This window comes from Paenibacillus sp. FSL P4-0338, assembly GCF_038002365.1.
Classification (GTDB): domain Bacteria; phylum Bacillota; class Bacilli; order Paenibacillales; family Paenibacillaceae; genus Paenibacillus_AQ.
Genome location: NZ_JBBOCG010000002.1, coordinates 1,217,260 through 1,243,043, shown reverse-complemented (window position 1 = coordinate 1,243,043; position 25,784 = coordinate 1,217,260). Strand labels below are relative to the sequence as shown.

Annotated in this window: 28 protein-coding genes; 20 read left to right on the top strand and 8 right to left on the bottom strand. The window is 55.3% G+C overall.

What is annotated here, in order from left to right; all coding sequences use genetic code 11:
- Positions 1 to 80 precede the first annotated feature (80 nt).
- A complete protein-coding gene (locus MKZ07_RS29285; protein WP_235218490.1) occupies positions 81 to 1,772 on the top strand; it encodes a helix-turn-helix domain-containing protein in 1,692 nt (563 codons plus the stop codon).
- Positions 1,773 to 1,785: 13 nt separating this feature from the next.
- Here MKZ07_RS29285 and MKZ07_RS29280 read toward each other — a convergent pair whose 3' ends face one another.
- Complete coding sequence (locus MKZ07_RS29280) at positions 1,786 to 2,478, bottom strand: copper homeostasis protein CutC (protein ID WP_036697375.1); 693 nt, start codon at positions 2,476 to 2,478, stop codon at positions 1,786 to 1,788.
- 294 nt (positions 2,479 to 2,772) lie between these two features.
- Between MKZ07_RS29280 and MKZ07_RS29270 the strand changes: the two genes are divergently transcribed.
- The gene (locus tag MKZ07_RS29270; RefSeq protein WP_083678247.1) at positions 2,773 to 3,444 is read left to right on the top strand and encodes a sensor domain-containing protein; all 672 of its coding nucleotides are present in this window, start codon (positions 2,773 to 2,775) and stop codon (positions 3,442 to 3,444) included.
- Positions 3,445 to 3,555: 111 nt separating this feature from the next.
- Positions 3,556 to 4,158: a hypothetical protein gene (locus MKZ07_RS29265; protein WP_036697380.1), complete on the top strand. Its 603-nt coding sequence runs from the start codon at positions 3,556 to 3,558 to the stop codon at positions 4,156 to 4,158.
- 28 nt (positions 4,159 to 4,186) lie between these two features.
- Here MKZ07_RS29265 and MKZ07_RS29260 read toward each other — a convergent pair whose 3' ends face one another.
- Positions 4,187 to 4,714, bottom strand: coding sequence for an NAD(+) diphosphatase (locus MKZ07_RS29260; protein ID WP_051493813.1), 528 nt, complete (start codon positions 4,712 to 4,714; stop codon positions 4,187 to 4,189).
- Positions 4,715 to 4,915: 201 nt separating this feature from the next.
- Here MKZ07_RS29260 and MKZ07_RS29255 point away from each other — a divergent pair, with 201 nt between their 5' ends.
- The gene (locus MKZ07_RS29255; RefSeq protein WP_036697382.1) at positions 4,916 to 5,650 is read left to right on the top strand and encodes a glycerophosphodiester phosphodiesterase; all 735 of its coding nucleotides are present in this window, start codon (positions 4,916 to 4,918) and stop codon (positions 5,648 to 5,650) included.
- Between the two features lie 209 nt (positions 5,651 to 5,859).
- Here MKZ07_RS29255 and MKZ07_RS29250 read toward each other — a convergent pair whose 3' ends face one another.
- A complete protein-coding gene (locus MKZ07_RS29250) occupies positions 5,860 to 6,690 on the bottom strand; it encodes a GGDEF domain-containing protein (RefSeq protein ID WP_341029043.1) in 831 nt (276 codons plus the stop codon).
- Between the two features lie 222 nt (positions 6,691 to 6,912).
- Positions 6,913 to 7,491, bottom strand: a complete 579-nt coding sequence (locus MKZ07_RS29245; RefSeq protein WP_036697383.1) for a histidine phosphatase family protein — start codon at positions 7,489 to 7,491, stop codon at positions 6,913 to 6,915.
- A gap of 197 nt (positions 7,492 to 7,688) precedes the next feature.
- On the opposite strand from MKZ07_RS29245, the gene MKZ07_RS29240 reads away from it, so the two are divergent.
- The 6 genes from MKZ07_RS29240 to MKZ07_RS29215 all read left to right on the top strand — a co-directional run bounded on the left by MKZ07_RS29240 (position 7,689) and on the right by MKZ07_RS29215 (position 14,382).
- On the top strand, positions 7,689 to 8,855 hold the full coding sequence (locus MKZ07_RS29240) for a phosphodiester glycosidase family protein (RefSeq protein WP_036697385.1): 1,167 nt from the start codon (positions 7,689 to 7,691) through the stop codon (positions 8,853 to 8,855).
- A gap of 210 nt (positions 8,856 to 9,065) precedes the next feature.
- Positions 9,066 to 10,688: a spore germination protein gene (locus MKZ07_RS29235; RefSeq protein WP_063829048.1), complete on the top strand. Its 1,623-nt coding sequence runs from the start codon at positions 9,066 to 9,068 to the stop codon at positions 10,686 to 10,688.
- On the top strand, positions 10,685 to 11,788 hold the full coding sequence (locus MKZ07_RS29230; RefSeq protein WP_036697387.1) for a GerAB/ArcD/ProY family transporter: 1,104 nt from the start codon (positions 10,685 to 10,687) through the stop codon (positions 11,786 to 11,788). Before MKZ07_RS29235 ends, MKZ07_RS29230 begins: the two co-directional genes overlap by 4 nt.
- Positions 11,785 to 13,020, top strand: coding sequence for a Ger(x)C family spore germination protein (locus MKZ07_RS29225; RefSeq protein ID WP_235218491.1), 1,236 nt, complete (start codon positions 11,785 to 11,787; stop codon positions 13,018 to 13,020). The genes MKZ07_RS29230 and MKZ07_RS29225 overlap by 4 nt, the downstream gene beginning before the upstream one ends.
- Positions 13,021 to 13,032: 12 nt before the next feature.
- Positions 13,033 to 13,266, top strand: coding sequence for a hypothetical protein (locus tag MKZ07_RS29220; RefSeq protein WP_036697389.1), 234 nt, complete (start codon positions 13,033 to 13,035; stop codon positions 13,264 to 13,266).
- A gap of 9 nt (positions 13,267 to 13,275) precedes the next feature.
- Complete coding sequence (locus tag MKZ07_RS29215; RefSeq protein WP_036697391.1) at positions 13,276 to 14,382, top strand: GerAB/ArcD/ProY family transporter; 1,107 nt, start codon at positions 13,276 to 13,278, stop codon at positions 14,380 to 14,382.
- On the opposite strand, the gene MKZ07_RS29210 is transcribed toward MKZ07_RS29215, so the two are convergent.
- The 3 genes from MKZ07_RS29210 to MKZ07_RS29200 are packed head-to-tail and all read right to left on the bottom strand — an operon-like array spanning position 14,374 to position 15,282.
- The gene (locus MKZ07_RS29210) at positions 14,374 to 14,556 is read right to left on the bottom strand and encodes a hypothetical protein (RefSeq protein WP_051493815.1); all 183 of its coding nucleotides are present in this window, start codon (positions 14,554 to 14,556) and stop codon (positions 14,374 to 14,376) included. The genes MKZ07_RS29215 and MKZ07_RS29210 overlap by 9 nt on opposite strands.
- Positions 14,553 to 14,924: a hypothetical protein gene (locus MKZ07_RS29205; protein ID WP_051493816.1), complete on the bottom strand. Its 372-nt coding sequence runs from the start codon at positions 14,922 to 14,924 to the stop codon at positions 14,553 to 14,555. The genes MKZ07_RS29210 and MKZ07_RS29205 overlap by 4 nt, the downstream gene beginning before the upstream one ends.
- Positions 14,872 to 15,282 carry a helix-turn-helix domain-containing protein gene (locus tag MKZ07_RS29200; RefSeq protein WP_268748814.1) on the bottom strand — a complete coding sequence of 137 codons (411 nt, stop codon included), beginning with the start codon at positions 15,280 to 15,282 and terminating at the stop codon, positions 14,872 to 14,874. The genes MKZ07_RS29205 and MKZ07_RS29200 overlap by 53 nt, the downstream gene beginning before the upstream one ends.
- A gap of 237 nt (positions 15,283 to 15,519) precedes the next feature.
- Here MKZ07_RS29200 and MKZ07_RS29195 point away from each other — a divergent pair, with 237 nt between their 5' ends.
- The 7 genes from MKZ07_RS29195 to MKZ07_RS29170 all read left to right on the top strand — a co-directional run bounded on the left by MKZ07_RS29195 (position 15,520) and on the right by MKZ07_RS29170 (position 20,855).
- Positions 15,520 to 15,774 carry a FeoA family protein gene (locus MKZ07_RS29195; RefSeq protein WP_036697393.1) on the top strand — a complete coding sequence of 85 codons (255 nt, stop codon included), beginning with the start codon at positions 15,520 to 15,522 and terminating at the stop codon, positions 15,772 to 15,774.
- Complete coding sequence (locus MKZ07_RS29190) at positions 15,771 to 16,502, top strand: FeoB small GTPase domain-containing protein (RefSeq protein ID WP_036697395.1); 732 nt, start codon at positions 15,771 to 15,773, stop codon at positions 16,500 to 16,502. The genes MKZ07_RS29195 and MKZ07_RS29190 overlap by 4 nt, the downstream gene beginning before the upstream one ends.
- Entirely contained in the window at positions 16,480 to 17,889 is a 1,410-nt protein-coding gene (locus MKZ07_RS29185) for a nucleoside recognition domain-containing protein (RefSeq protein WP_036697397.1), read from the top strand. The genes MKZ07_RS29190 and MKZ07_RS29185 overlap by 23 nt, the downstream gene beginning before the upstream one ends.
- A gap of 228 nt (positions 17,890 to 18,117) precedes the next feature.
- Complete coding sequence (locus tag MKZ07_RS33685) at positions 18,118 to 18,420, top strand: transposase (RefSeq protein ID WP_076160338.1); 303 nt, start codon at positions 18,118 to 18,120, stop codon at positions 18,418 to 18,420.
- Positions 18,342 to 19,295, top strand: coding sequence for an IS3 family transposase (locus MKZ07_RS29180; RefSeq protein ID WP_445260094.1), 954 nt, complete (start codon positions 18,342 to 18,344; stop codon positions 19,293 to 19,295). The genes MKZ07_RS33685 and MKZ07_RS29180 overlap by 79 nt, the downstream gene beginning before the upstream one ends.
- Positions 19,296 to 19,603: 308 nt before the next feature.
- Positions 19,604 to 19,852 (top strand): helix-turn-helix domain-containing protein, encoded by a 249-nt coding sequence (locus MKZ07_RS29175; protein ID WP_036700708.1) that lies wholly within the window; start codon positions 19,604 to 19,606, stop codon positions 19,850 to 19,852.
- Positions 19,853 to 19,922: 70 nt separating this feature from the next.
- Positions 19,923 to 20,855, top strand: a complete 933-nt coding sequence (locus MKZ07_RS29170; protein WP_341029030.1) for an IS3 family transposase — start codon at positions 19,923 to 19,925, stop codon at positions 20,853 to 20,855.
- 156 nt (positions 20,856 to 21,011) lie between these two features.
- On the opposite strand, the gene MKZ07_RS29165 is transcribed toward MKZ07_RS29170, so the two are convergent.
- Positions 21,012 to 22,244 (bottom strand): IS110 family transposase, encoded by a 1,233-nt coding sequence (locus MKZ07_RS29165; RefSeq protein ID WP_076162511.1) that lies wholly within the window; start codon positions 22,242 to 22,244, stop codon positions 21,012 to 21,014.
- A gap of 411 nt (positions 22,245 to 22,655) precedes the next feature.
- On the opposite strand from MKZ07_RS29165, the gene MKZ07_RS29160 reads away from it, so the two are divergent.
- The 3 genes from MKZ07_RS29160 to MKZ07_RS29150 are packed head-to-tail and all read left to right on the top strand — an operon-like array spanning position 22,656 to position 25,738.
- A complete protein-coding gene (locus MKZ07_RS29160) occupies positions 22,656 to 23,501 on the top strand; it encodes an STM4015 family protein (protein ID WP_076157208.1) in 846 nt (281 codons plus the stop codon).
- The gene (locus MKZ07_RS29155) at positions 23,501 to 24,937 is read left to right on the top strand and encodes an STM4014 family protein (protein WP_341029029.1); all 1,437 of its coding nucleotides are present in this window, start codon (positions 23,501 to 23,503) and stop codon (positions 24,935 to 24,937) included. The genes MKZ07_RS29160 and MKZ07_RS29155 overlap by 1 nt, the downstream gene beginning before the upstream one ends.
- A gap of 15 nt (positions 24,938 to 24,952) precedes the next feature.
- Positions 24,953 to 25,738 (top strand): STM4013/SEN3800 family hydrolase, encoded by a 786-nt coding sequence (locus tag MKZ07_RS29150; RefSeq protein WP_036693769.1) that lies wholly within the window; start codon positions 24,953 to 24,955, stop codon positions 25,736 to 25,738.
- Positions 25,739 to 25,784: the final 46 nt, after the last annotated feature.

Here is a 25,784-nt window from a genome sequence, read left to right as displayed (position 1 = left end):
ATTTTATATACAATATTGTTTATTGATAATCATTCTCAATATATTTCAATTCTGATCTGCCCTGAAAGGAGAACCAAGCCTTGCGCCAGCCTGCCCATCCCGCTCAACCTCTGTCGCCGCCCCCGCCTGCCCCTCTCCGTTCTCTGCTGTTTCAAATGAAGGGCATTGAGCTGGTGATGCAGAGCGCTGACACCGTTTCGGCCGTGCGGACTGCGGAGCAGCATACACTTCTGCTGTTTACAGGCGGACGCGGTGAACTCCGCATCACAGATCAGGTCACACTCTCTGTACATACGGACAAGTGTTGTCTGCTGCCTCCCGGAACCTCGTACAGTCTGGATAACCGGGAGCTGACGCTTTATTATTATGTGCTGACTTTTGCCGCTTTTACTACAGGGGATTCCCCTGCATTCTGCCTGGATGAACTGCTCCCGGGGCAAAAGGAGCTGATTGTCCACCCCTTCACCAGAGTGATCCGGCTGGCCGAAGAGCTGCTTGCACACCCTAACGGCGGGGATGACCTCCAGTATGTCAGACAACAGCTCCGCTTCCAGGAGCTGCTGCTCCTGCTGCTTGAACAGAACTACTCCACCCGCCAACTGCCTAGTCCGGCGCAATCGGTGGAGAGCACTGTACACTTCATGCAGCAGCATTATAGGGAGAGCATCACGGTGAAGCAGCTCGCGGAGCTGGCAGGTGTCTCCCCCTGGCAATACACTCCGATCTTCCAGAAACTGACCGGACAGCGCCCGCTCGATTATCTGACAGATGTGCGCATTGGGCACTCGAAGACTTATCTGCTTGAATCCTCTGAGCCGCTTCGCGAGATTGCCCGGCGGGTCGGCTTCTCCGACGAATACTACTTCAGCCGCCGCTTCCGGCAGAAGACGGGAGTGACTCCCGGGCAATATGCCCGTTCGCAGCAGCGCCGGATTACCGTCACGGACTGGACCGGACATTCGGTGGACATCCCGGAGCGTCCGAAGCGCGTTGTCTACCACGGGGAGACCCTGGGCGATGTGCTGGCACTGGGGGTGAAGCCTGTCGGCGGCGGCGAGGCGTTCGCCCGGGGCAGCGTCTATAGCCACCGGGTCAAGCGCTTAGCCAATGTGGGGTTTCCGCTGGACCCGCAGTTGACCCGTTCCGTCCGCCCTGACCTGATCATCCTCGCAAGCCCGGATGAACAGGTCTACCGCGGGGTATCCGGCATTGCGCCGTCCCTCACCTTCGACTCCTTCGCACCGCTGGAGCAGCGGCTGCGGACGCTGGGGGAGTGGCTCGGGAAGCAGCGCGAAGCTGAGGTCTGGCTGCAAGCCTACCATGCGAAGAACGCCGCCATGTGGCAGCGTCTGTACGCCGGAGGGCTGCGGGCTGGTGAAACAGCTTCGGCACTGTTCTATGACCATGGCAACCATCTATACGCCATGGGAATGACCGGCTTGTCCACGGCCCTGTATGCCCCTGGCGGCCTGCAGCCGACAGCGGCGATCAAGGACATTCTGGACAAGGACCTGGGGTTCCGCGAAGTGGACCCTGCGATGCTGCACAGCTACGCCGGGGACCGTGTCTTCATGCTGATTCCAGAGCGGGAGGACTCGCGGGAAGCCATGCAGGAGCTGCTCCAGACAGAGCTCTGGAGTAGTCTGCCTGCCGTGGAGCAGGGCCATGCCTACATGCTGGATGGAGCCAAATGGAATTCCGGCGATGCGCTGACCCGGGAGCGGCTGCTCACACTGCTGCCCAGACTGCTGGGCGCTCAGAAAGGGGAGTAGCCTGAGCACCCTTCTAGGGCTTGAGAAGAGCACGTATGGCTGCGAGCCGCTCCGGGTCTATCGGCTTCAGCGGGTCGCCGTCCTCCCGGACTGCCGAACCAAAGTGTACCCGGCGGACGCCGGTCCGTGTAACGAAATCCTTCAGGTCAGCGGCATTCAACCCGCTGCCTGCCAGGATGGAGAGGGAAGAACCGGCAGACAGCCGTTCCAGTACAGCAAGTCTCACCATACCGCCAGGCGTATTGGCAGCAGCAGTCCCGCCGGACGTCAGGATATCCGTAATCTGCGGATAGCGCTTCAGAACCTCTAGAGCTTCAAGCTGGTCCTGCACCTCGTCGAAAGCACGGTGGAAGGTAACCTCCATCCCCGCTGCCCTATCCAGCAGCCGGCTCAGCAGCTCTTCGTCTATCGTCCGGTCCTCCCGGAGCATTCCCATCACCACAGACAGCCCGCCTACCCCGGCTATATGGCGGATATCGCGCAGCATGGTCTCCACATCGGATGCATTATACACGAAGGAACGTGCATGCGGCCTCACCATTACTCTCACCGGAATACTGACCTGCTCCCGGACCGCTTCAATCAGGCCCAGACTGGGCGTTAATCCGCCCTCCCTGATGCCTGTGACCAGTTCAATCCGGTCAGCACCATAATGCTCCGCTATAACCGCATCACTTACCGTAGTAGCTATAACCTCTAACAGCATAAATTGCTCCACTCCCCTTCTTGGTTGTAATCCTTGTAAACTGCCTTACCCTTCGATCCGTCCAATCTGCTCTATCAGTCACGGGGATATATAGAGGCCGGGCAAATTCCTGACTATGTCATTTCTTCCAGCGGAGGCATGGATGCCACGGTAATCTATTACAAACAGCAATAATCAGAAACTGCACTAGACCAGAGACCAGGATTTTTCCCGCCTTTTGGAGAGTGTGTTCTCTGGATGAAGCCTCTATACTGAAGAAGTTGAAATTTGGAAATTCGGAATGGAGCGGTCTGAATGATAAGACAAAGTATATACGCGTGGAAAATATTGATGCTCTCCCTGCCCAAAGGAATCATTGCCTTCGTCATTGCTGTTACGGGTCTGAGTGCAAGCCTGCCTCTGATTATTGTATGGGTGGGGTTGCCTCTGCTGGCCCTGACCTTGGCCTGGTGCCGCAGGATGATGTCCGGTGAACACAAGGTGATTGAAGCCTGGTCCAGCGGTAACAGCCGCCGGGGAGCCGGGCAGCCTGCTGCCGCAGATCATGCCCCCGCCTTCCACTGGGAGGGGCTGCGGACATTAGGACACCAGCTCCGCGAAAGGGAGTCGTACCGGGGAATACTGTACAGCCTCCTCCAGCTGCCCGCAGGCATTCTCGGCTTCACACTTGCGCTGGTCCTGCCTACGGTTGCCTTCAGCGCTCTTCTGTCGCCTTTGGCCCAGCGAATCAGTGCATCGATATTCTCCTATGATTTGAATATGCTGGACCCGGAGTTCTTCTTCTTCCTATCCGGCACAACCTCGGACGAACGCTCGTGGATTCTATGCGGAACCGGATTTGTGCTGCTGCTGATTCTACCGCTGCTGCTTGTGGGTCTTGGACGTTTGTACGCGGCCTGGATCAGTGCAGTCTCAGGCACACATGTGAATTCCAGCAATACCCCGCTTGAAGTCATACATACCTGATCTCTTCCCGCATATCTATTAATAGTTCACTTGCCAAAGCTTACGAAGCGGGTTGTCCCCAAAGTAATTGCAGAAAGGGCGGCCCGCACAACCTTGTGAGGAGGCGGTTCAGTGCTCATGATCCTGGTGTATCTGTTTGCTGTGCTTGGCGTGTCTCTCCTGCTCTTGGCTGCGGTTCTTCAGTACAGACTCTCCCGTCCCAGGGCAGCGGGCCATAGCGGGGCTACCTATGCCCTGTCATCCTTCAGCCTGAAATTCCCCCAGCGGTTCATTACCCCGGACGAATCCCATCTGATTGCCCTGGACGAAGAAGGCCAGGCACTGGCCATCGGGCTGCTGCATCCGGGTAAGCCGGAGCCGGCGACAGCCACCATGTATACGTTCGATGCCATCCTTGGAGCAGAGATTGTCGAGAATTCCTTGACGCTCAGTAAAGTCAGCAAGACCAGCCGGATTACCACCAGTGCACCAAGAGTACGGGCAGGCGCTGCCGCTAGTTATGAATTTACAGACGCTGTGCCGGAAGGCAGTCCTGCCGAAGAGATCCGCGAGCTGACACTCAGAATCTATTTTAGCAGCGCAGATACGCCTGTGGTATCCATCCCTTTTCTCCCGCCGCTCCTGCCGGCCCGCAAAACAGATCTGCAATATTCCGCAGCCTTCCTGGAGGTGCAGCAGGTACATGAAAGAATCCGCGACATCGTCTCTGCATAAGGAAAACCGTAGCCTTCAGAATTCGCAATTACCGGACAACCGCTGTAAAATCCTCCAGAGCCCTCCCCTGTCTCAGCTTATCAATGATGGTGAGCAGGAAGCTCTCCGCGAGGCTGCCTGGTAATATGGCGTCAACAGCTTCATCCAGCGTGAACCAGGCGGCGTGGTCCAGCTCGTCGCTCATGGCACTTAAGTCATCCGTGTCAGCCACACTGATGTAATTGAGCATTAAAGTATTAGACGGGGCGAAATACTGGCTGCGCATATATTCATAAGCAATCACCTCAAGCCCCGCTTCTTCCTTCACTTCACGGATCAGGGCCGCTTCGGCGTTCTCTCCCTTATTCACATACCCGGCGAGCAGAATGTAATCCTTGCGCTTATGCTGCTGGATGAGCAGGATTCTATCGAGACTCCGGTTCAGTACGGCTGTACTCATCGCTGTGCTGAACACAGGGAATCTGAAGACGGCGCAGGATTCGCAATAGGGTACCTCTCCTTCTCCATTGCATTCCTTCATAACCAGACGGGTTCCGCATTCCAGACAAAACTTCAAGCTCTATCGCTTCTTTCTGTATGTAGTATAGTTGATGTCTATTCTAAGCGATTGCTTCCAAACGTACCATGATAAAATTTCAGGAACCCGTCCTTTATACCGATGGGGGACAGGGTTTCTTGCCGTGATGTGGAATATACTATAAGGGGCCCGGACACTACGGGCTGCATTACATCATAGAGATGGAGGGAACTACTCGACATGAACATCATTAATTTCGCGCATCGCGGCGCATCCGCAGCCGCCCCGGAGAACACAATGGCGGCCTTCCGCAAGGGTCTTGAGCTTGGTGCAACCGGCATTGAGACCGACGTACAGCTTACCAGTGACGGAGCAGTAGTAGTGATCCATGATGAGAGTCTTAACCGTACCACTTCAGGCAGCGGTTATGTGAAGGATAAGACGCTTCGTGAGATACTGGAGGTAGACGCAGGCTCCTGGTTCAGCCCTGAGTTCGCTGGAGAACGGATTCCGACACTGGACGAGCTGCTGGATCTGCTGCAGGGCCGGGAGACGATTTTGAATATAGAGCTTAAGAACGGGACCTTCCTCTATCCCGGCATGGAAGAGAAGGTAATCGCCGCTGTCCGGGAGCAGGGTATGAGTGAGCGGGTCGTGATCTCCAGCTTCAATCATTATTCCCTAGCCTACTGCAAGTCGCTGGCACCGGAGATCCGTACGGGTATTCTCTACGGCGAGGGACTGTACCGTCCTTGGAATTACGCGGCAACCTTGCAGGCGGATGCGCTGCATGCCCATCATTCCTCGGTGCTGCCGGAGTTCGTGAACGCCGCTGCAGAGAAAGGCATTGTCTATCATCCGTGGACGGTTAATGATCCCGAGCGGATGCAGGCATTAATCGAAGCTGAGGTGGCGGGAATTATTACCGATCATCCGGATATTCTAGCCGGGCTTTTGGCTGCCAGAGGCGTCTGACTTATGGAACACGGCTGCGCTGTCCATAGGACGGCGCAGTCCGGCGGGTGAACGAGTGGAATTCTGTACATCTCATTTGGCGTCACAGGTATTCAACAAAAAAACAGCTGGAATAAAGCACTTAATCGGCCCCGATTTTCTCAGAATCCATTGGATTCGGCAGATTGAGTGTACATTTTCCAACTGCTTACTTGTAAGACTTATAAACCTTATTGCGCTCTTGAGCTGCTGACCAGCTTCACGGAAGGAATGCGGCCCTCCTGCTTGTATACAGCACAACGCCCGCTTCCCAGCTGCTTGGCATTGTACATAGCCGAATCTGCCTCCTGAAGCAGCTGCTTCGGATCGATCCGGCCCTGACTTATCGTGATCCCGACACTCGCGGACACGAATAATTCATGGCTCTCCAGCTTATAGGTACGGGTGATGCGCTCCAGAACCTTAAGAGCAAGCTGCTCTGCCTCCTTGCGGCTGTAGCGTTTGGCGATAATGACGAATTCATCTCCGCCCACCCGGAAAATATGCCGCTTGCCCTTGCAGGTGAATTGCTGCAGGCTGGTTCCAACGGCCTCCAGTAACAGATCCCCTGTATGATGGCCGAGGGTATCGTTAATCGATTTGAACCGGTTCAGGTCGAGATATAATACTGCAAGCTGCTCGCTCATTTTGCAATGATCCCAGAAATGATCCATTCCGTTCTTATTCAGCAGGCCAGTCAGCGTATCCCGGTATGCCAATTCCTTGAGCTGCTCACGCTCCCCAAGGATCATGCGCATCCGCAGGAACAGATACAGAATACCGGCAAGTGTCAGCATGTACAGGAACAAAGAGATCAGCAGACTTCTGCCTTCTGTAGTGAAGCCGGTTAAGGCTCTTCTGCCGAGCAGATGCATGCCGGAAAGTCCGGCACTAATCACCAGCACCACAAGACTCGAGCGGACTGCCCGGGTTCTTTGCGTTTGTCGGGAGAAATCCCTTGTCAGTCTAAGCGAGATATATACGGTCAGTACCCCTATAAGTATGGATAGAATTGTCAACATATAATTGCGGGCCTCTTCCACTAGTCTTACGCCCTCCTTCAGCCTATCAATGAATTTATGAATTTATCGCTTTCAAGCGCTACTGTACAGGAACAGACTGAACAAATTCTGAACAACTCCGGCAAGAGGCACTGTAAATGAATACCCCTAGCGGATTAGCATTAAGCATATTATCGGCAGGACAGGCGCTTTATTGTAATGAAATGCTCTGAAATATCCGTCCTATCCGTCCATATGCTCCGCACTGTTGTACAATTCACAGCTCCAGCTGCCCTTCTCCTTGACCAGGCAGGTGATGGAGGTGTTCTTCAGCAGCACGCTCACATCCAGGGAAGGCACAAGTCCGGCCAACGTACTCCGCAGAATAGCCCCGTGGCTGACTACCAGCACATTGCTGCCGGGATGGCGCGCAGCAAGCTCTTCAATCGCCCGGACTCCCCGCTCGCGGGCCAGCTCCTGACTCTCCAGCTTCAGATCCATCGTCTTCCACTGGCTGCCGAAGCGCTCGATCCGCTCACTCTCGGTGGTTCCTTCAATTAATCCGCCGTTCATCTCCCGGATGCCCGGAACGAGACCGGCCAGCGGGATGCCCAGCCTCCCGGCGATGGTCTCCGCCGTCTGTCTGGCCCGCAGCAAATCGCTTGAATAGATATAATCCCACGCTTCACTGCTAAGCCGCTCCGCAAGCACGCCGGCCTGCCGGAAGCCTTCCTCGTCCAGAGGATTATCCGTATGACCCTGTACCCGGCCCTCCTGATTCCAGCGTGTGCTGCCGTGCCGGATTAAGCCTATTCTTGTCATGATCGCTACCGCCCTTATATGCAGATATTCTAATGTGATCCCATTATAAACCAACCCGCTGCTGGATGCATGCTCCATTGACGGTAACGGGAGACGATTATATGATGATAGCTCAAGTACTGCATTCTGGGGCCTGTTCCAGAATCATCCTAACCTGCAGATTAACCTGCTACAACCCAAAGGAGATTTTGTGTATCATGAAAAAACTGCTCACCCTCTTTACCGCCTTCTGTCTGCTGGCCGTCCTTCTTCCAGCACTGCAATCCGGTGCCGCTGCGGCACCGCAGCCCAAGCTTGCCGTATATGTGGACAAGGAGAATCACTCCTTCATCCCGCTCCGCTTCCTGAACGGCTTCGCCGGTATCCAGTCCGTACTCACCGCTTCCGGCGGCCAGATTGAGATATCACGCGGCGAGAATTCCATTACCTTCACTCCAGGCAAGCCCGGGGCTTCCGTTAACGGCAAGCCCGTTACCGTAAGTGTGCGGCCTTTCAGTGAGAACGGGACTACCTATGTCCCCTTGTCTCTTGTAAGCCAGACACTCGGCATACAGCTCCAGTGGAATAGAGAAGCTGGGTCGCTTACGCTAACAAGCGGGGCTGAACCAGGCACTGCGGAGACAGCCACCCTGCCTGTACAGAACGGCAGCCTGATCAAGAGCGGCTCGCCCGCTGTAGTCAGCGGACATCATACCTACAAGGTCGGCGGCCGCTCCTTCAGCGTCCAGACCGTCACGGTCTCCCTGCTGCATCCTTCGGTGAAGCTGGATGCCGTTCTGGCCGGGAATACCGTCGGTAAGACTGAAGCCCTTGCCAGCATCGCCAAGCGCAGCAATGCTGCCGCCGCGATCAACGGCACGTTCTTCGCCGCGTATACTAATGACGCTTTCAAGGCTCCCTACGGCTACATCATCAGCGGCGGCAAGATGCTGAAGAACAGCTCCGGAGACAAACGGGCGGTCTTCGCTTACGACCGCAATATGCTCGCTGAACTGATTCCGGGCAGTGAATTCAAAGCCCGCTTCGATTCCGGTTCCGTTCACGGCGCACTTCAGGCTGGACCACGGCTGCTGGTTAACGGGAAGGTCGCGCTGAATGTGGCGGGGGAAGGCTTCCGGGACCCCAAAATCCTGACCGGCGGAGGCTCGCGCAGCGCACTGGGCATCACCCGCGATCATAAGCTGATTCTGCTCACCTCCGGCGGGGCAACCATCCCTCAGCTGGCGGAAATTATGAAGCAGGCCGGAGCCTACCAGGCGATGAACCTCGATGGCGGTGCCTCAAGCGGCCTATATTACAATGGCAAGTACCTGACCACTCCGGGACGCCTGATCAGCAACGCTCTGGTTGTACAGACTAAATAATCTACCCAGCTTAGAGTTCAAATCTAAAGTCTGTTGATGAAACTGCCTTTATGGAATGCTGCAAAGCTGCCATTCCTAAAGGGCAGTTTCTTTTTTGATTCCAGCGACTCCTCTATGTGCGTAGTTCAGGCAGAAGGCAGAATAAGGAATACGCCTATGGGGGATAATACAGGGAACACATCCAGATTTCAGCAGAAGGGAGTCCCCGAGATGCCTCAAGAGCCGAAGAAGAGCCGTAAGACTACCCAAGATCCTGTAGAAACCTCCGTGCCTGCACCGCTTCCGTTGAAGCTCTCCCTTGAGGATAATTTGCAGGAACTCAGCCGCCGGATCGGCAGCAGCTCGGATATTGTCATCCGCCATTATAAGAATGAAGCTCAGCCTCCCCTTTCCCTTGCCTTCATCTATATTGACGGTCTGGTCAACGCCGATACTGTCAACCAGTCCGTACTCCAGTCCTTAATGGAGAACAGCACGCTGAACGGAGATAGCATTACCACAGAAGCTGCCTTCAACCTGATTAAGGAGCACATTCTGCCAATAGGAGGAGTGAAGGAGGCCCGGACCCTGGAGGTGCTGCTGCCCCTGCTTTTTGACGGCTATACCCTGATACTGTTCGAGGAGCTTCAGGTCGCGCTGGCCGCCGACACCTCCGGCTGGGAGAAAAGAAGCATTAATGAGCCAACCTCCCAGGGAGTTATCCGCGGGCCGAAGGAAGGCTTCACCGAGAGCCTGCGTACCGGGACCGCCATGCTGCGCCGCCGCCTGAAAACCGCCGATCTGCGGATTGAGGAATATACCATCGGCCAGCGTACCGGGACCGGAATTGCCCTCGTCTATCTGGAAGGCCTCGCCAGTGAACAGGTGCTGGCCGAAATCCGCCGCCGGCTGAACGCCATCAATACCGATGCCATTCTGGAGAGCAATTATATTGAAGAATTCATACAGGACGGCGGCCTGACGCCCTTTCCCACCATTCAGAATACCGAACGTCCTGACGCTATGGCCGGGGGCATTCTGGAAGGCCAGGTCGGGATTATCATTGACGGCACTCCCTTTGCGCTGCTGGCCCCGTCCACCTTCTTCAACTTTTTTCAATCCAGCGAGGATTATTACCAGCGGTATGATATTTCCTCCTTCCTGCGGCTGATCCGCTATGGTGCATTCTTCGTCTCTATGCTGCTGCCTGCACTTTATATTGCCGTTACTACCTTTCACCAGGAGATGCTGCCGACCACCCTGCTTATAAGTCTGGCTGCCCAGCGGGAAGGCGTTCCGCTCCCCGCATTTGCTGAGGCGCTGCTGATGGAACTGACCTTCGACGTCCTGCGTGAAGCGGGGGTACGTATGCCGCGGACCATCGGACCGGCTATCTCTATCGTAGGCGCGCTCGTGCTGGGCCAGGCCGCCGTCTCGGCCGGACTTGTGTCCGCGGCGATGGTGATTGTGGTTTCTTTTACCGCCATCTCGAACTTCGTGATTCCGTCACTCGCCATCGCCAACTCCATCCGGCTGATCCGCTTCGTGATGATGTTCATCGCTGCCTCGCTCGGTCTGTTCGGCATTATGTCCTTCCTGATGGTGCTGCTGATTCACATGGCGGGCCTGCGCTCTTTCGGCGTGCCTTATCTGTCTCCGGTGGCGCCGATGATTCCGCGTTATCTGAAGGACATCTTCATCCGTGTTCCGCTGTGGAGCATGAATATGCGTCCGAAGACCAATCTCGGCAAAGAGACCCGCAGACAAGTCCCTAACCAGAAGCCACAGCCCGTGGAAAACACAGCTCATCCATCACCGGCACAGCCTAAACCGCAGGGAGAGGGTCCAGCATGAATGGAAAAATCGGCACCACCCAAGCTGCCATGCTTGTAGTCAATACCATCCTGCCGACAGCCACTGTCGTGCTGCCTATCATTATCAGCACCTATGCAGAGCAGGACGCTCCGCTGGCGATCATCCTGTCTACCGCGGCGGGGCTGCTCATTGCGTGGATCGTCGGGGCGGTGATTCAGAACAGCAACGGCACTCCTTTTCTGGAGTGGGTGGGGGAGAAAAGTTCCCCTGTGGTCGCAGTCATCCTTGGTCTGCTGATGCTCCAGTTCTACCTGGACACCACCGCAACCATTCTGCGGGAGTTTGTCAATTTCATTAAAGACAACGTCCTGATCGATACCCCGATCACGGTGCTGGTCATACTCATTCTCTTCATCACTATCTATATGGTCCGGCAGGGCATTGAAGCCATCGCCAGAGTGAACAGTCTGGTTATTCTATTCTATCTGTTCTTCGTACCACTGTACCTGTTCGGGCTCTACAATGATCTGAATGTGCATCATCTGCTGCCCATGTTCGATCATAATCTGGCTGAGATCACCCTGGCGAGCCTGACACCGACTGCATGGATGTCTGAAGTGGCGGTGCTGCTGTTCCTGGCCCCTTACCTGCAATATCCGCAGCGGGCCAAAATTATCGGCTGGACCGGCCTGCTGTTCGTGGCCACACTGATGATGTTCTCATTAATCACAGCCCTGATGGTCTTCGGACCGGAATTCATTAAGCTCAGTGCTTACCCCGGCTTCGCTACCATCAGCATCCTCCGGGTCGGCCGGTTCATAGAGAAGCTGGATATTCTCTTCATCTCTTATTGGGTGCTGTCGATCTATCTCAAATTCGCCATCTTCCTGTTCGTGACGGTGGAGTGCTTCAAGCAGACGTTCCGGGTCAGCAGCAGCCGGCCCTTCATTGGCGCGCTGGGTCTGATCATTGCTCTGGAATGCCTGTTCTCCTGGCAAAGCTCAGCCAAGCTAAATGTATACAACCAGGAAGGGCGGTTCGTGGTCTTCTTCCTGTTCAACGTCCTGGTACCGCTGGGCGCGGTCCTGCTGAACAAGGTGCACAAGGCCCGGTCTAAGCGGAAGGGGCTGGAGACATGATGAACAAACCGAGAACTCTGCTGTGCCTGATTCTCTGTCTCCCGCTTCTCTCCCTCCTGCTCTCCGGCTGCTGGGATGACCGGGAGCTTAACGAGTTGGGCATTACCTCCGGCTCCGCCTATGACTGGGAGAACAATCAGTGGAAGGCGACCTACCAGGTCATCAACCCTTCCTCAGGTGCCAGCGGTATGGGCGGCAGCGGAGGAGGCAGCACCAGCTCGCCGCCCTTCCTCACGTTCACCGTCAAGGGCCGGACGATTATGGAGGCCATTGAACGGACGAATCTGACCAGTACGCGGGAGATGTTCTTCTCCCACTCTAGAATTACTGTGATCGGCGAGAGCCTGGCCAGACACGGGATCAATCAGCTGATTGATATGTTCCTGCGCAAGCAGGATGCCCGGGAGACGGTCTTTGTCTTCATCTCCCAGGGCGATGCGGGAATGATTCTGGATCAGCTGATGCAGATGACCAAGAACCAGGGCGCCGGCATCCAGCTAATGATTGAACAAGAATCACGGCTCTTGTCCTACTTTCCGGGAACCCGCCTGTATGAGCTGGCGATGGCGCTGTCCTCCGAATCCAAAAGCGCGGTGTTGCCGGAGATTCTGCTGACCGGCTCACAGACGATGGATGAGACCAGTGAGACCGCGGTTACCGATCTGCCCTCACGGCTGGCGCTGGGAAGGCTGGGCGTTATTAAAGGGGATACGTTCGCGGGCTGGCTTAGCCAAAAGCAGGCGTTCGGGCTTTCTTTTCTGACCGATAATGTTGATTCTGCCACCATCGCCTTCCCCTCCCGGCCGGCAACAAGCGACAAGCTTGACGCATCCTTCGTCCTGCAGAATTCGGCCACCACCGTACGCCCTGTCTGGGCCAAGGATCATTATGTGATGGAGGTTAACGTGAAGGGCAGCGGTGTGCTGACGGAGCTTGGCAGCATCATGGATCTGAACGACCGCAAGGCGATCAGTGAGATGGAGGAATCACTGGAGCAGCGGGTGCTGGAGCTAATGAATAACGCCTGGACAGAGGTCAAGCGGCTGAAGGCAGACGTCACCGGTTTTGCTGTGAGAGTACACCGGAGCGATCCGAAGCGCTGGAAGCAGATTGAGCAGGAGAAGCACTGGGACAGTGTTTTTCAGGAGATCGAGCTCCGCCCTCAGGTCTCGATTGAGATGGAACGGACCGGACTCAGCAACAAATCGTTCAAGTCTGTCCAGCAGAAGTAAAGGAGCATATCTATGAAAATAGCTATTACTCTTCTACTCTATGCGCTTGCCTACGGGTGGGGGTGGAGGAAGCTGAGCGGAGAAGGACATCGCCGGCGGCGGCTCTTGCTTGGCTGCATTATGGGATACGGAGTCTATCTTAATCTATGCGGTATTACCGATACCCCTCATCTGTCGCTGGGTCTCCTGTATACGGCGTACTTTCAGCCTGTCGGCAGAGCCATCATCCATTGGTTAGGAGGCTGAGAAGCCATTATGGTGAACAAAGAACAGGTCAAAGAACAAGTCTCTTCCCTGCAGATTGCGTTCATGATTATGCTGTTTGAAATCGGCAGCACGCCGCTGTTCCTGCTGGGGGGCACCGCCAAGCAGGATTCCTGGCTGGCGATGTGTGCAGGTTCAGCGGCGGGCTTCGCCCTTCTCCTTGTGCTGATGTGGATTCAGTACCGCTCTCCGGGCACGGACCTGATTGGAATGCTCAAAGCTCATTTCGGCACAGCTCCCGGGGCGTTCATCGGTGCGGTTTACAGCCTGTACTTCGCTTATCAGTCCATGCGTAATGTCCGCGATCTCGGCGAGCTGACGGCGATGACGATGCTGCCGAGAACCCCCATAGCCATTACGATGCTGGTGTTCGTGCTGCTGGCCTTATATGCCATTTGGAAGGGGGCGGAGGTTGTCTTCAGACTGCCTGAGGTGCTGCTTCCAGTCATGCTGTTCTTCTATTTTCTGCTTATTCTGATGCTGGGCATCATGGGAGTGATCGATTTCGGCCGTCTGGCGCCGGTGATGGAGGGCGGGTTGATGCCGGTGCTGCAAGCGGCGCTGCCGGAGATCGTCTCGTTTCCCTTCGGGCAGATGATTGTTTTTCTGATGCTGTGGACGCTATGGGAGAAGCCCGGTATGCCTGTAAAATACACAGTGAACGCCTATCTGCTCATCAGCGCGTTCCTGATCTTCATGAATGCGCTGAATGTGGCCGTCCTCGGCCCGTCGATTGCGGGCGTCAGCCAGCTGCCTTTTCTCAAAACCGTCCGGGTGCTGTCCAACCTCAAATTCGTCGAACGGCTTGATATTCTCGTCACCATCCAGCTCTTCCTGGGGCTGCTGATCAAGATGATGCTCTTCTACTTCTGTTCTGTAAAAGCTCTTGCAGAGCTGACCGGCAAACCGGCCAAATGGTGGGTCTTCCCTGTGGGGGCCGTCATCTATGGTTCCTCATTCCTCGAACGGGATTACACCCAGCATATCGCCATCGGCCTGGGTCCGAGCCTGAAGCTTGACCCGCTCTTCCAGGTCGCCATTCCGCTGCTGCTGGCCCTGTCGATCTGGGTGCGGGGCCGGTTACAGCGTTCAGCTTGAAGCAGATTGCTCCGGCTGCTGCTGGTTGAACTTCAGATTCTGCGGCCCGGACGGAAGGTTCTTCGCACCTGTAGAGCTATCCGTTACGGGTACATCCTTGCCTACTTCCTCAAATTCACATTCCCCCAGCCACACCTGTCCGGTTCCGCTCAGCAGTATTCCGATATTGATCACGTCGGCTTCGGACGATCCATTACGCAGGCATAGTGGTTCCATTCCGTGGTTCCTTGTATGCTCCGGTTCTGCATGTTATCAAAAGCCAGCATATTCTGCTGATTATCATCCACTCTCATCCACAGGCCGCTCCAGCCGGTGACATTCTCCGTTCTTACGAACCCGGAGAAGCGCATCCGCTTCCCTCGATACTCTCTTGCCTGAAACTGCTGCATTAAGGTTCCAAAACTATTGTCGTCCTGCGCAGCCTCTTCATTGGAATAAAGATGCATGGAGGGACTTGTCTTATAGCAGACGCGGGGATCGATCTCTACCTTATAGTTGTCCGGGTGAGTACCTGTAATATACCAGCCTGTAATCTCTGACATTGTAAATACCTCTCTTTCTTGAATATAGTCTCACCTGCGATCTGTACTGCGCAGGCGGCAGATCATAGATTTCCTTGAAAGCTCTTGTAAAAGCCTCCTGGCTCTCAAAGCCGTACTGCAGCGCAATCTCAAGAATACGTGTCTCGGAGTACAGCAGGAGATTGGCTGCTTGGCTGAGACGGCGGGCCCGGATATATTCATGGACATTTTTGTTCACATATTTCCGAAAAATCCGGTGAAAATGATATTTGGACAACCCTGCTGCCTTAGCCACCTTCTCCAAAACCAAATCCTCTTCCAAATGCTGCTCAATAAATTCGATACTCTTATGAATCAATTGATAGTGAATTACTCTCACCCCCTCCACAACTCAAAGTATATATTAGGTACCGGAAACACTTTTGATAAATCTTGCTCTATTTATCTTTCCCTAGGGAAACATTATTGTTGCAAGGACAAATTTATTTACGTATACTAATCTTGTGGCAGGGTGCAATATTTTGTTCCCTGCACAATATACTATACAAGTGCATATTTCATACTTAAGGATAACTATAACTATTCATTCATTATTCATACGAAAGTGGGAGTGCTTATGGCCGGAGCCGTAATTCCATTGTCTGAAGCTGTGAACGGCAGCACGCTGCGGATCAGCGGGATCGAGGTCCATGGTGTGCTGCGGAGAAGATTGCTTGATCTCGGATTTGTCGCCGGGAACCGTGTAGAAGTGCTGCGGCGCAGCCCGCTCGGAGACCCTACGGCTTACCGGATCAGCAATACTACCATTGCCCTGCGGCGGGAAGAGAGTTCCCTCATTTATGGCGAACTGATTGGAGGCGGAGAAGGATGAGCGAGTATACTGTAGCTTTTGCCGGCAACCCCAATACAGGCAAGAGCACGCTGTTCAACCTGCTGACCGGCATGCGCCAGCACACCGGCAACTGGGCGGGCAAAACCGTAGTTACCGCTGAAGGGCGGTTCACCCACAAGGAGCATACCTACCGGGCCGTTGACCTTCCCGGCACCTATTCGCTCTACTCCAATTCCGCCGATGAAGAGGCGGCGCGGGACTATATTATTTTTGAAGAACCGGATGTAACGCTGGTGGTTCTGGATGCAACATCGCTGGAGCGCAACCTCAATCTGGCCCTGCAGGTGCTGGAGATTACGGGACGCGCCGTGGTCTGCATCAATCTGATCGATGAAGCCAAGCGGCTGGGCATTGATATTAATCTGAAGCGGATTGCGGAGCGGCTCGGCGTGCCTGTCACGGCCATTTCGGCCCGCAACGGGATCGGCATCGAAGCGCTGCTGGATCAGATCGCACGCGTAGCGACCGGTGAATTCAAGGCAGAGCCGCTGAAGATTACCTATGGCGAGGAGATTGAGCAAGGCATTGCCGAGCTGATCCCCATGGTGGAACAGACGGTCGGTGCCAGATATCCGGCACGCTGGATTGCCCTGCGCCTGCTGGACGGTGACCACAGCCTGCTGGCTTCCCTCAAAGCCCATATGGGACGCAAGGGTATATCTGTAGCGAAGGAGGTGGCCCGCCATGGAGTCACCGCATGCCATTAACGGCCAAGACCCGCTTGATTCCCTGCTCGCAACCGCGAAGAAGCTGGCAGACAAAGGGGCGATCCGCGACGAGATCGTCAGCGGAATCTATGGCGTATCGGCCGGAATCTGCAGCGATGCCGTTACTTATCACGATAAGAAGAAGCTAGGCAGCACCTACAAGCTGGATAATATCGTCACTTCGAAGATCTGGGGCTTCCCTATTATGCTCGCCGGCCTTGGTCTGGTATTCTGGATTACCATTGCCGGCGCCAACTATCCTTCGGGCTGGATTGCCTCCCTCTTCAGCTGGATCGAAGGCTATCTGACCGCCGGGTTTGAGGCTGTTCATGCCCCGGCCTGGCTGCACGGCGTGCTTGTTCTGGGACTGTATCGCGGAACCTCATGGGTCATCAGCGTCATGCTGCCGCCCATGATGATTTTCTTCCCGGTGTTCGCGCTGCTGGAGAATTTCGGGTATCTGCCCCGCGTGGCTTTTAATATGGACCGTCTGTTCAAGAAATCCGGGGGGCATGGCAAGCAGGCCTTGACGATGTCGATGGGCTTCGGCTGCAACGCCGCCGCTATTCTGTCCACCCGTATTATTGAATCGCCCCGCGAACGGATGCTGGCCATTCTGACCAACAACTTCGTCCCGTGCAACGGCCGTTGGCCTACGCTTATCTTGCTCTCCTCCATGTTCATGGTCGGGGCGGCAACCACCGGGGCATTGCGTACCTTCTCGACGGCGCTGGTGCTAATGGGCATCGTGCTGGTCGGAATTGTCGTCACCCTGAGCGTATCGTGGGTCATGTCCAAAACAGCGCTGCGCGGTGTCCCCACCCACTACACCCTGGAACTGCCGCCTTACCGCCGCCCGCAGATCTGGAAGACCATTGTCCGCTCCTCCAAGGAAAAGTCCCTCAATGTGCTGACCCGCGCCATCGTCGTGGCCGCTCCGGCAGGGATCATCACCTGGATTCTCGGCAATCTGTTCATCGGCGGCGAGAGCGTGCTGAATCATATGGCGGCCTGGTTCGATCCGTTCGCGCAGCTGCTCGGCATGGACGGCTTCATTATTATGGCCTTCATCCTCGGCCTGCCCGCTAACGAGATTGTACTGCCTATCCTGCTGATGGGCTACATGTCCTCCGGGGCCATGGTCGATATCGAAGGTCTCGGCAGCATTAAGGACATCTTCCTGAGCCACGGCTGGACCTGGCTGACGGCATTGAATATGATGTTGTTCTCCCTGCTCCACTATCCTTGCGGCACCACACTGGTGAACATCTACAAGGAGACCAAAAGCCTGAAATGGGCTGTGCTCTCCGCTGTAATCCCGCTCGCTATCGCTATCGGCGTAACCTTCGCGGTGGCTTCGGCGGCCCGGCTGTTCGGCTGGGTGTAAATCATGCAGAGCACTATTCCCCAGGACGGGCGGATAGTGCTTTTTTGCGCTCTGGGGCGCATCCTTCGCGGCAACCCCCGCCGCGCCACCGCCAAGCGCAATGTAATCGGTTTTTCGATTACATTCGGACCACACGCCACCGCTGGTATTATCCCCTTGAAGTAGACACTCGAAAAAAACCTCATGTGTTAACATGAGGAAATGAGTGAACTTGGAGGGGATTTTGGTATGGCCAAAAAGGGACAAGTATTTCAATCGTACACAGAGGAATTCAAGAAAGAGGCCATTCAAGCCTATTGTACAGGAGGTGAGAGCTATAAGGTCGTCTCCGACAGGTTGGGAATTGTGAACTGTACCCAGCTTAAAGTATGGGTAAAGAAATATCGGAATGGGGAGCCACTCGATACACAAAAAGGGGCAACAAGCCCTTTAAAAGGACGTCCACGTTCTACATTTGCCAGTATAGAAGAAGAACGAGATTACTTAAAGGCACAGGTGGACTACTTAAAAAAGCGGTATCCAAATCTGTAAAGGGAGGGAAGCTTGGACTACACGACAAATACGCCGTCATTGAAGAACTACGTGACCAACATCGCATCACCCGCCTATTAGCCATTGCAGAGGTATCGCGGGCAAATTACTACAAGTGGCGAGGTGCACAGGTTCGACGAATGGATGCCTATGAGCAAGAGCACGCCATGAAAGAGCATATGGTAGCTATTCACCTGGCTCATCCCTATTTCGGGTACCCTCGAATGCAGGCAGCCCTGCGGGAGGCAGGCTACCTCGTCAACCACAAGAAGGTATGGAGGCTCATGAAAGAGCTATCGATCCAGTCCGTCATTCGCAAGAAAAGGAGTCGTGCGCGCTCCGCTCCTTCCGTGGTCTACCCGAACCGATTAAAGCGTAAGTTTCATGCGACAGCACCTCAGCAGAAGCTAGTAACGGACATCACGTATATCTCAGACGGCACCCGCTTTTATGATCTGTCTGCGATTCAGGACCTCTTTAACAATGAGATTGTAGCTTGGCAGATCTCGGAGCGAAACGACGTAAACCTCGTCATGGATACGGTTGAACAGTGGACGCGGAAAAGAGACGTGTCTGAGGCCGTGCTCCATTCGGACCAAGGCTTTCAGTACACGTCTCAGGCGTACAACACACGATTAGAGGCATTCGGCGTCAAGGGCAGCCACTCTCGCAAAGCAACCTGCCTGGATAACGCCTGCATCGAATCCTTCTTTTCGCATCTGAAGACAGAAAAGTTGTACCTTCACCAGTGTAAGTCAGAAGCAGAGATTCATCAAGCAGTTGAGGAGTATATCTACTTTTACAATTACCAACGTTTTCAGGCGAAACTGAAACAGCGCGCGCCGATTGAGTATCGACACGCGCTGGCTGCTTAGTTTTTTCTTCTGTCTACTTGACAGGGGTATGACCACCGCCGCGCTAAATGTGATCGGTTTTTCGGTTACATTTGATCCGCACGCCACCGCCAGTAACAAATATTGAATTTCCTGCAAGAAGTGCAACAATGCTGCCGAAAATAAGCGGCTTATGCGGAAATCGTACAAGAAATGCAACAAAGCTAGCACAAACTTGCTCAAAACATCGGAATTCCTGCAAACGATGCAACAATCTCCACAGCCCCCTAAAGAAGTTGGAGCCCTCCCCCACAAAAATGTAGACTAGATATAGGAGGAGGATGAACGGTATGGGACACTTAACAGGAACAAGAGAGAAGGCCGCACAAGAGGTGTTGTCTGGCATTAAGTCAGCGGTGGTTGCCCGAAAGTATGGGGTGACCCCATCGACGGTGAATCAGTGGGTGAGAGACTACCGAGAGGCCCATGGGGAACAAGATCATCCGTATCCCCAGGAGCCGGTGGAGGAACTGAAGCGCCTCCTGGAAGTGGAGCGAAATACGAAAAGGCCGTCAAGATGCTCGGCGAAAAGGAGTTAGAGATTGAGATTCTGCGTGAACTGCTAAAAAAGCCAACCCCTGCTTATCCGAAAAAATCGAGGTAGCCGACATGTTCATTAAGCAGGGGAATACCGCAGCGTCGGTACTACGTCTTGTGGGGCTCGCAGAGTCTACGTACTACGACCGCAAGAAACGCAGGTCACTGTCTCCAAAGGCCGCTCAAGGGGGGCGTGGAAGGCCCCAGCCCGGCTACTCCCTGACCGAGTCTGGAGAGAAGATTAGCGACGAGGAAATCCAGGAATGGCTGCTGGAATTAATCGCTGGAGAAGAGCACGTGTACGGGTACAAACTGCTGGCTAAGTGCTTGTGGAATCAGCACCGTCTAAAGCTCAATCACAAGAAAAGCTACCGGCTGTGTCAGGCGCTGGATATCTTGCAGCCGCAGCGTCACAAACGTTTCAAGCATCCCCGGAAGCTGCCGGAGAACCGGGTCATTACCGGGGCGGGCCAGCTCTGGCAGATGGACATTAAGTACGGGTACGTGGCGGGCCGCGACCGGCATTTCTTTGTCCTGAGCATTATCGATGTGTTTACCCGTGTCATCGTCGGCTACCACCGCGGATCGTCGTGTGAGGCCAAGCACGCCTGCCAGACGCTGGGACGCGCCATGGAGCAACACTGCGCCCCTGACAGCGCACGCCCGGTGATCCGCACCGACAACGGCCCCCAGTTCGTCAGCCATCTGTTTGGCGACATGTGTGAAAGCTGGGAAATGACCCATGAACGTATACCGCCTCGAACGCCGGATTTAAATGCTTGTATTGAATCGTTCCACAGTAATATCGATCGGGATTTGTTCCGCAAAGAGGCCTTCGACACGTTCGAGGAGGCCTATGAAGCGGTGGACCGGTACATGGACTTCTACAACAACCGTAGAATGCATACGAGTCTTCGGAACATGCCGCCAGCTACCTTTGCGGAGTGGGTCCAGACTCTAGAAGACCGCTCCAGCTTCTTCTGGCCGAGAAAGAAAGCGAAATAAAGAGCATGGCTACGACAAGTACTGGTTTTATACGGAGGACTCCGGGATAAGGGGGTCGCACCGATGTGATCGGTTTTTCGATTACATTTGGCCCGCATACCTCCGCCAAGCGCAATGTGCCCAAAAAAACGTTTCGTTTTTTTGAAAAAGGGAAGACTATGGGATAGGATTCAATTGAACACTATATCCTAACTGCTGGATATATTTCACGTACCTATCTAACGTGTTTTTCTTGGACGTCTCATCGCCTAGTGAGACGTCTATTTCTTGGTATGACCTCTTCTCCCGCATCAGGGCATGGAGGATTCGAATCAGCAAATGCGCGGTGGCGACGTTTGCTTTTTTATCGCCTCGTCTCTTTCGAATTCGTCGAAAGAATTGTCCGATCCGGTTCGAGGAGCGAGAGTTTGCCCAAGCCGCCTGACACAAGGCCCCTTTCAGATGCTTGTTCCCTTGCATCGTTTTTGACTTTCTTCGCTTTCCAGCGCTTTCGTTGTTCCCTGGACACACCCCCGCCCATGAAGCAAACTGCGCATCACTCGGGAACATTTCCGCGACATGCGGCCCCACTTCGGCAAAGATGGTCACGGCAGACGTCCGCTCAATTCCTGGAATGGAGTCAATTTGTTCAATCTTCTCCAGGTACGGTTCTGCCTTCGCCTCGATTCGAGCTTCCAGTTCCGTGATCCTTTTCTCCAAATAGACCAAGTGGTCCCAGTGGTCTCGAATCATCTCGCGATGATGACGGCGCAACTTGCCATTGAGCGCGTCTAGCAACTGCGGAACTTTCTTTTTTAAACGGGTTTTGACCAGGTTCTTAACGGTCCCTTCGTCGATGACCTCGCCGTCCATGATCTTCTGGAGCAGGCCCCGCCCTGAAACCCCATATAGATCGGACATAAAGGTGGTTAGCTTGATGTTGGCATCCTGCAGGATTTTGTGAATGCGGTTTTTCTCCGCCGTCACCGCCTGCACCATCTTACTCCGGTAACGGGTCAAGTCTCGCAAATCCCGGATGTCCTGTTCGGGCACCATACTGCCTTCAATGAGCCCGCAACGGTGCAATTGCGCTAACCAGCGCGCATCTTGCATGTCACTTTTTCGACCCGGCGTATTCTTTACCCGCTGGGCGTTGGCCAAGACCAGATCACAACTGCCCTCTAAGATGTTCCATACCGGTTTCCATAACACGCCCGTGCTCTCCATCACCACCTCCCGGCAGCCGTGTTCACTCAGCCAATCTTGCAGGCCTAGCAATTCTTTGGTTGTCGTCCCAAAGGTTTTCAGGTGACATTGTGGTTTCTGTTCGATCGGTCCTTTCAACACGCAGGCCACAACGGTTTCCTGGTGCACGTCCAGACCGGCGCAACACATACGTACAGCATCCATTCCAACCATCCTCCATCGTCAGTTTACAAATCATGCGCTCGAGTGAGTGTAATTTAATACACGTACTTTTGGGGCTACAATAGGCGATGCTCGAAAAGCGCAATAGAACGGTTTTTCGCACGGGGTGTATCCCAGTAACCGTTTCCGCCCTTTGATTTGTATATGTAGTGTTGACGACTACAGCCTCATTTAGAATGGTTGCGACGGATGCCACCCACTTATTTTCATTCCTGGGGGTGACAAGGCCTCTGTCTTGTCATGCCTGTTTTTCAATTACATTTGGCCCGCATACCCCCGTGGTTACAGGAGTTAACGGGCAAATAGGGACACTTGTTCCTCTGCTATTTGACTCTCCCTCTCCCTGCATGTTAGGGTGATTTGGAAGGTACTATTTTCTGGGAGGGATTGTTCATGACAGCAGTGAAGCTCAGTATTGATTATGATGGATATGAAGAAGGCAAGCGGATGGTAACGGAGATTGAACGCTTAAGCGGAAGCCCTGAAGCCGCCAGCCTGACCAGCCTTACAATTGGCGATTGGGGACAAGCCTACGAAAACAGCTCGGAGGAGGTTGCCGAGGCGCTGGTGAAGTATAGCGCAAGCTTCCCGGCACTGCGCAAGCTGTTCATCGGGGAAATGAGCTACGAGGAATGTGAAATCTCGTGGATTACCCAGAGTGACCTCTCCCCGCTGCTCCCTGCCTATCCGGAGCTTCAGTCATTGACGATCCAGGGCGGTACCAGTCTGCGGCTAAGCCAGCTGCAGCACGACAAGCTCGAAGAACTGATTATTATTACAGGCGGACTCGGCAAGGATGTGCTGGCGGATATCGCCGGTTCCACTCTGCCTAACCTGCAGAAGCTCGAACTCTATCTTGGGGTGGACAATTACGGCTTCGACGGCGGGCTGGAGGACCTTCTGCCGCTGATCGAGCTTGGGAAATTCCCTAAGCTAACCTATCTTGGACTCAAAAACAGTGAGATCCAGGACGAAATTGCCGCAGCCCTGGCGGATGCGCCGATTCTGGACCAGCTCCATACCCTGGATATGTCACTGGGAACGCTTAGCGACACCGGCGCAGAGGCGCTGCTAGCCAGCGAGCGGGTCAAGGGACTGAAGCAGCTCAATCTGAGCCATCACTTCATGTCTGACGAGATGATGCTGCGTCTGAAGAACAGCGGCTTGCCGGTCGATGTCAGCGACCAGCAGCAAGCCGATGACGATGATGACTGGCGTTATCCGTCGATCACAGAATAATGCAGCCCGCAGCACCGCTGATTGTCTTCTGCCAGCCCGGCGACCGGCGCTCGGCCGGTATCCAGCAGGCGCGTTCGCGTCTCGGGATGCCCCCGGCGCTGCTGATTCCCTACGCCGGGCTGCTGGAGAACCAGCCGCTGGCTGATCTGCTTACGCTGGCTGTGCAGCAGCAGGCAGCCTGGCTGCCGGAACAGGTGAGCCGGCAGCTTCGGGGCACAATTCCGGAACCGCCGGGGCTGAGTTCGCCAGCGCTGAACGGGACGCCGGTTCCGGCACAGCCGGCTACAACGGACCGCCGGAGCGGCGGGCACTCCGCGCCGGGACCCGCAGCGGAAGCGCAGCACCTGCGGCCGGATTCTCCAGGCGGCAGCTTCAGCGTGCCTGCTGTGCCGGGGTCCGCAGCGTGCCCGCCGCTGCTGCGGCTGGAGTCCCCCGGCGGCAGCTTCGCGCTGGAGCGGGCGCTTATCGCGCTGGGCGCACCCGATGCACCGGACGCGGACGACTCGCTGCACCCGTTCGGGCAGCAGCCGGACCTGCGGCCGCTAAGCTTCAAAGCGGCCTCCGCCCTGAAGGACATGCCCGGCGTGCTGCATCACCCGTCCCAGTGGTTCCGCGGCTACTGCCGCCTGCTGGCGCGGCTCCGGCAGGAGGCCGGGCAGCTTCTGCCCGCCTCCCGCTGGACCAATGACCCGGCGGAGATCGCAGCCATGACAGACAAGCGCCGGACCCAGCAGATTCTGGCTGAGGCCGGCGTCTCTGTTCCCCGGCCGCTTCGCGGCAGCGGCGGACAAGTCCCCGTGGACTACGCCTCCCTGCGCGAGCTGATGCTGTCACAGCGGATGCACCGCGTGTTCATCAAGCTGGCCAGCGGCTCCGCCGCTTCCGGCGTGATTGCTTATCAGCTGAACCCGGCCACGGGAGCTGAGTCAGCGGTCACTACCATCGGGGTCGAGAGCTATATCACCCGGCCCCCGGTGTATTATAATTCCAGAAAGCTGCAGCGCTATACAGATTCTGCCCGCCTTACCGGCATCATTAACTGGCTCTACCGCCACGGCGCCTATGCCGAGCAGTGGATTCCGAAGCCCGGCAGGGATGGGCATTCCTTCGACATCCGCCAGCTGGTTGTCGCTGGAGAAGCCTGCCACGCTGTCGCCAGGGTGAGCACCACACCGATTACGAATCTGCATCTGCGCAGCCAGCGGATGACTCCGGCGGAGGCCGGACTGAGCGAGGCGCAGCAGGCTGAGGTGCGCCGGACAGCGGAGGCTTCGCTGGCCGCTTTTCCGAACTGTTCCGTCGCGGGCATCGATGTGCTGGTTGGAAGCACCGGGCAGACGTATACGGCGGATGTGAATCCTTTTGGCGACTTGTTGTACGATATTAAATACCAAGGCTGCAGCACCTACGAATGGGAAATGAAGCAGCTGCCTTAGGAGGAATCCGGCCCCATGACCGATATGAATGCCATTGTCGGCACCCACGATATATTAATGATTACACTCGATACTCTGCGCTACGATGCGGCTGTGCTGGAGGAGGCGAATTGCCCCAATCTGTGCGGCAGCGGCTCCTGGGAACAGCGGCATACTCCCGGCAGCTTCACTTATGCGGCTCATCACGCCTTCTTCGGCGGCTTCCTGCCCACTCCGGCTGACACGAATAAGGCTGAGCATGTGCGGCTGTTCCACTCCAAGAATACCGGGATGAAGACCCATCCCCACACCTGGCTGTTCGATACACCGGATATGGTGTCGGGGCTGGCTGCAGCGGGTTATCAGACGGTGTGTATCGGGGGCGTCATCTTTTTCAGCAAAAAAGTGCCCCTCGCCCGCGTCCTCCCCGGTTATTTCCAGCAGAGCTACTGGCGGATGACCTTCGGGGTCACGAACCCGCGCTCGACGGAGCACCAGGTGAATCACGCGCTCAAGCTGCTCGGCAACACCCCGCTGGACCAGCGGCTGTTCCTGTTCATGAACGTGTCAGCGATCCATGGCCCGAACCATATGTTCCTGCCGGGCGCCCGCAAGGATTCGGTAGACAGCCAGCGTGCAGCGCTGCGTTATGCCGACGGGGAGCTTGGGCGTCTGTTCGATGCGTTCCGGAAGCGGGGCAATCCGGTATTCTGTCTGGCTTTTTCCGATCACGGTACGGCTTACGGCGAGGACGGCTATCAGGGCCACCGGCTGGCGCATGACACGGTATGGAATGTTCCGTACCGGGAATTTATTTTATAAGCATTGAACTGAAATTTCGATCCCGCACAAGGAAGGAGAACGTATG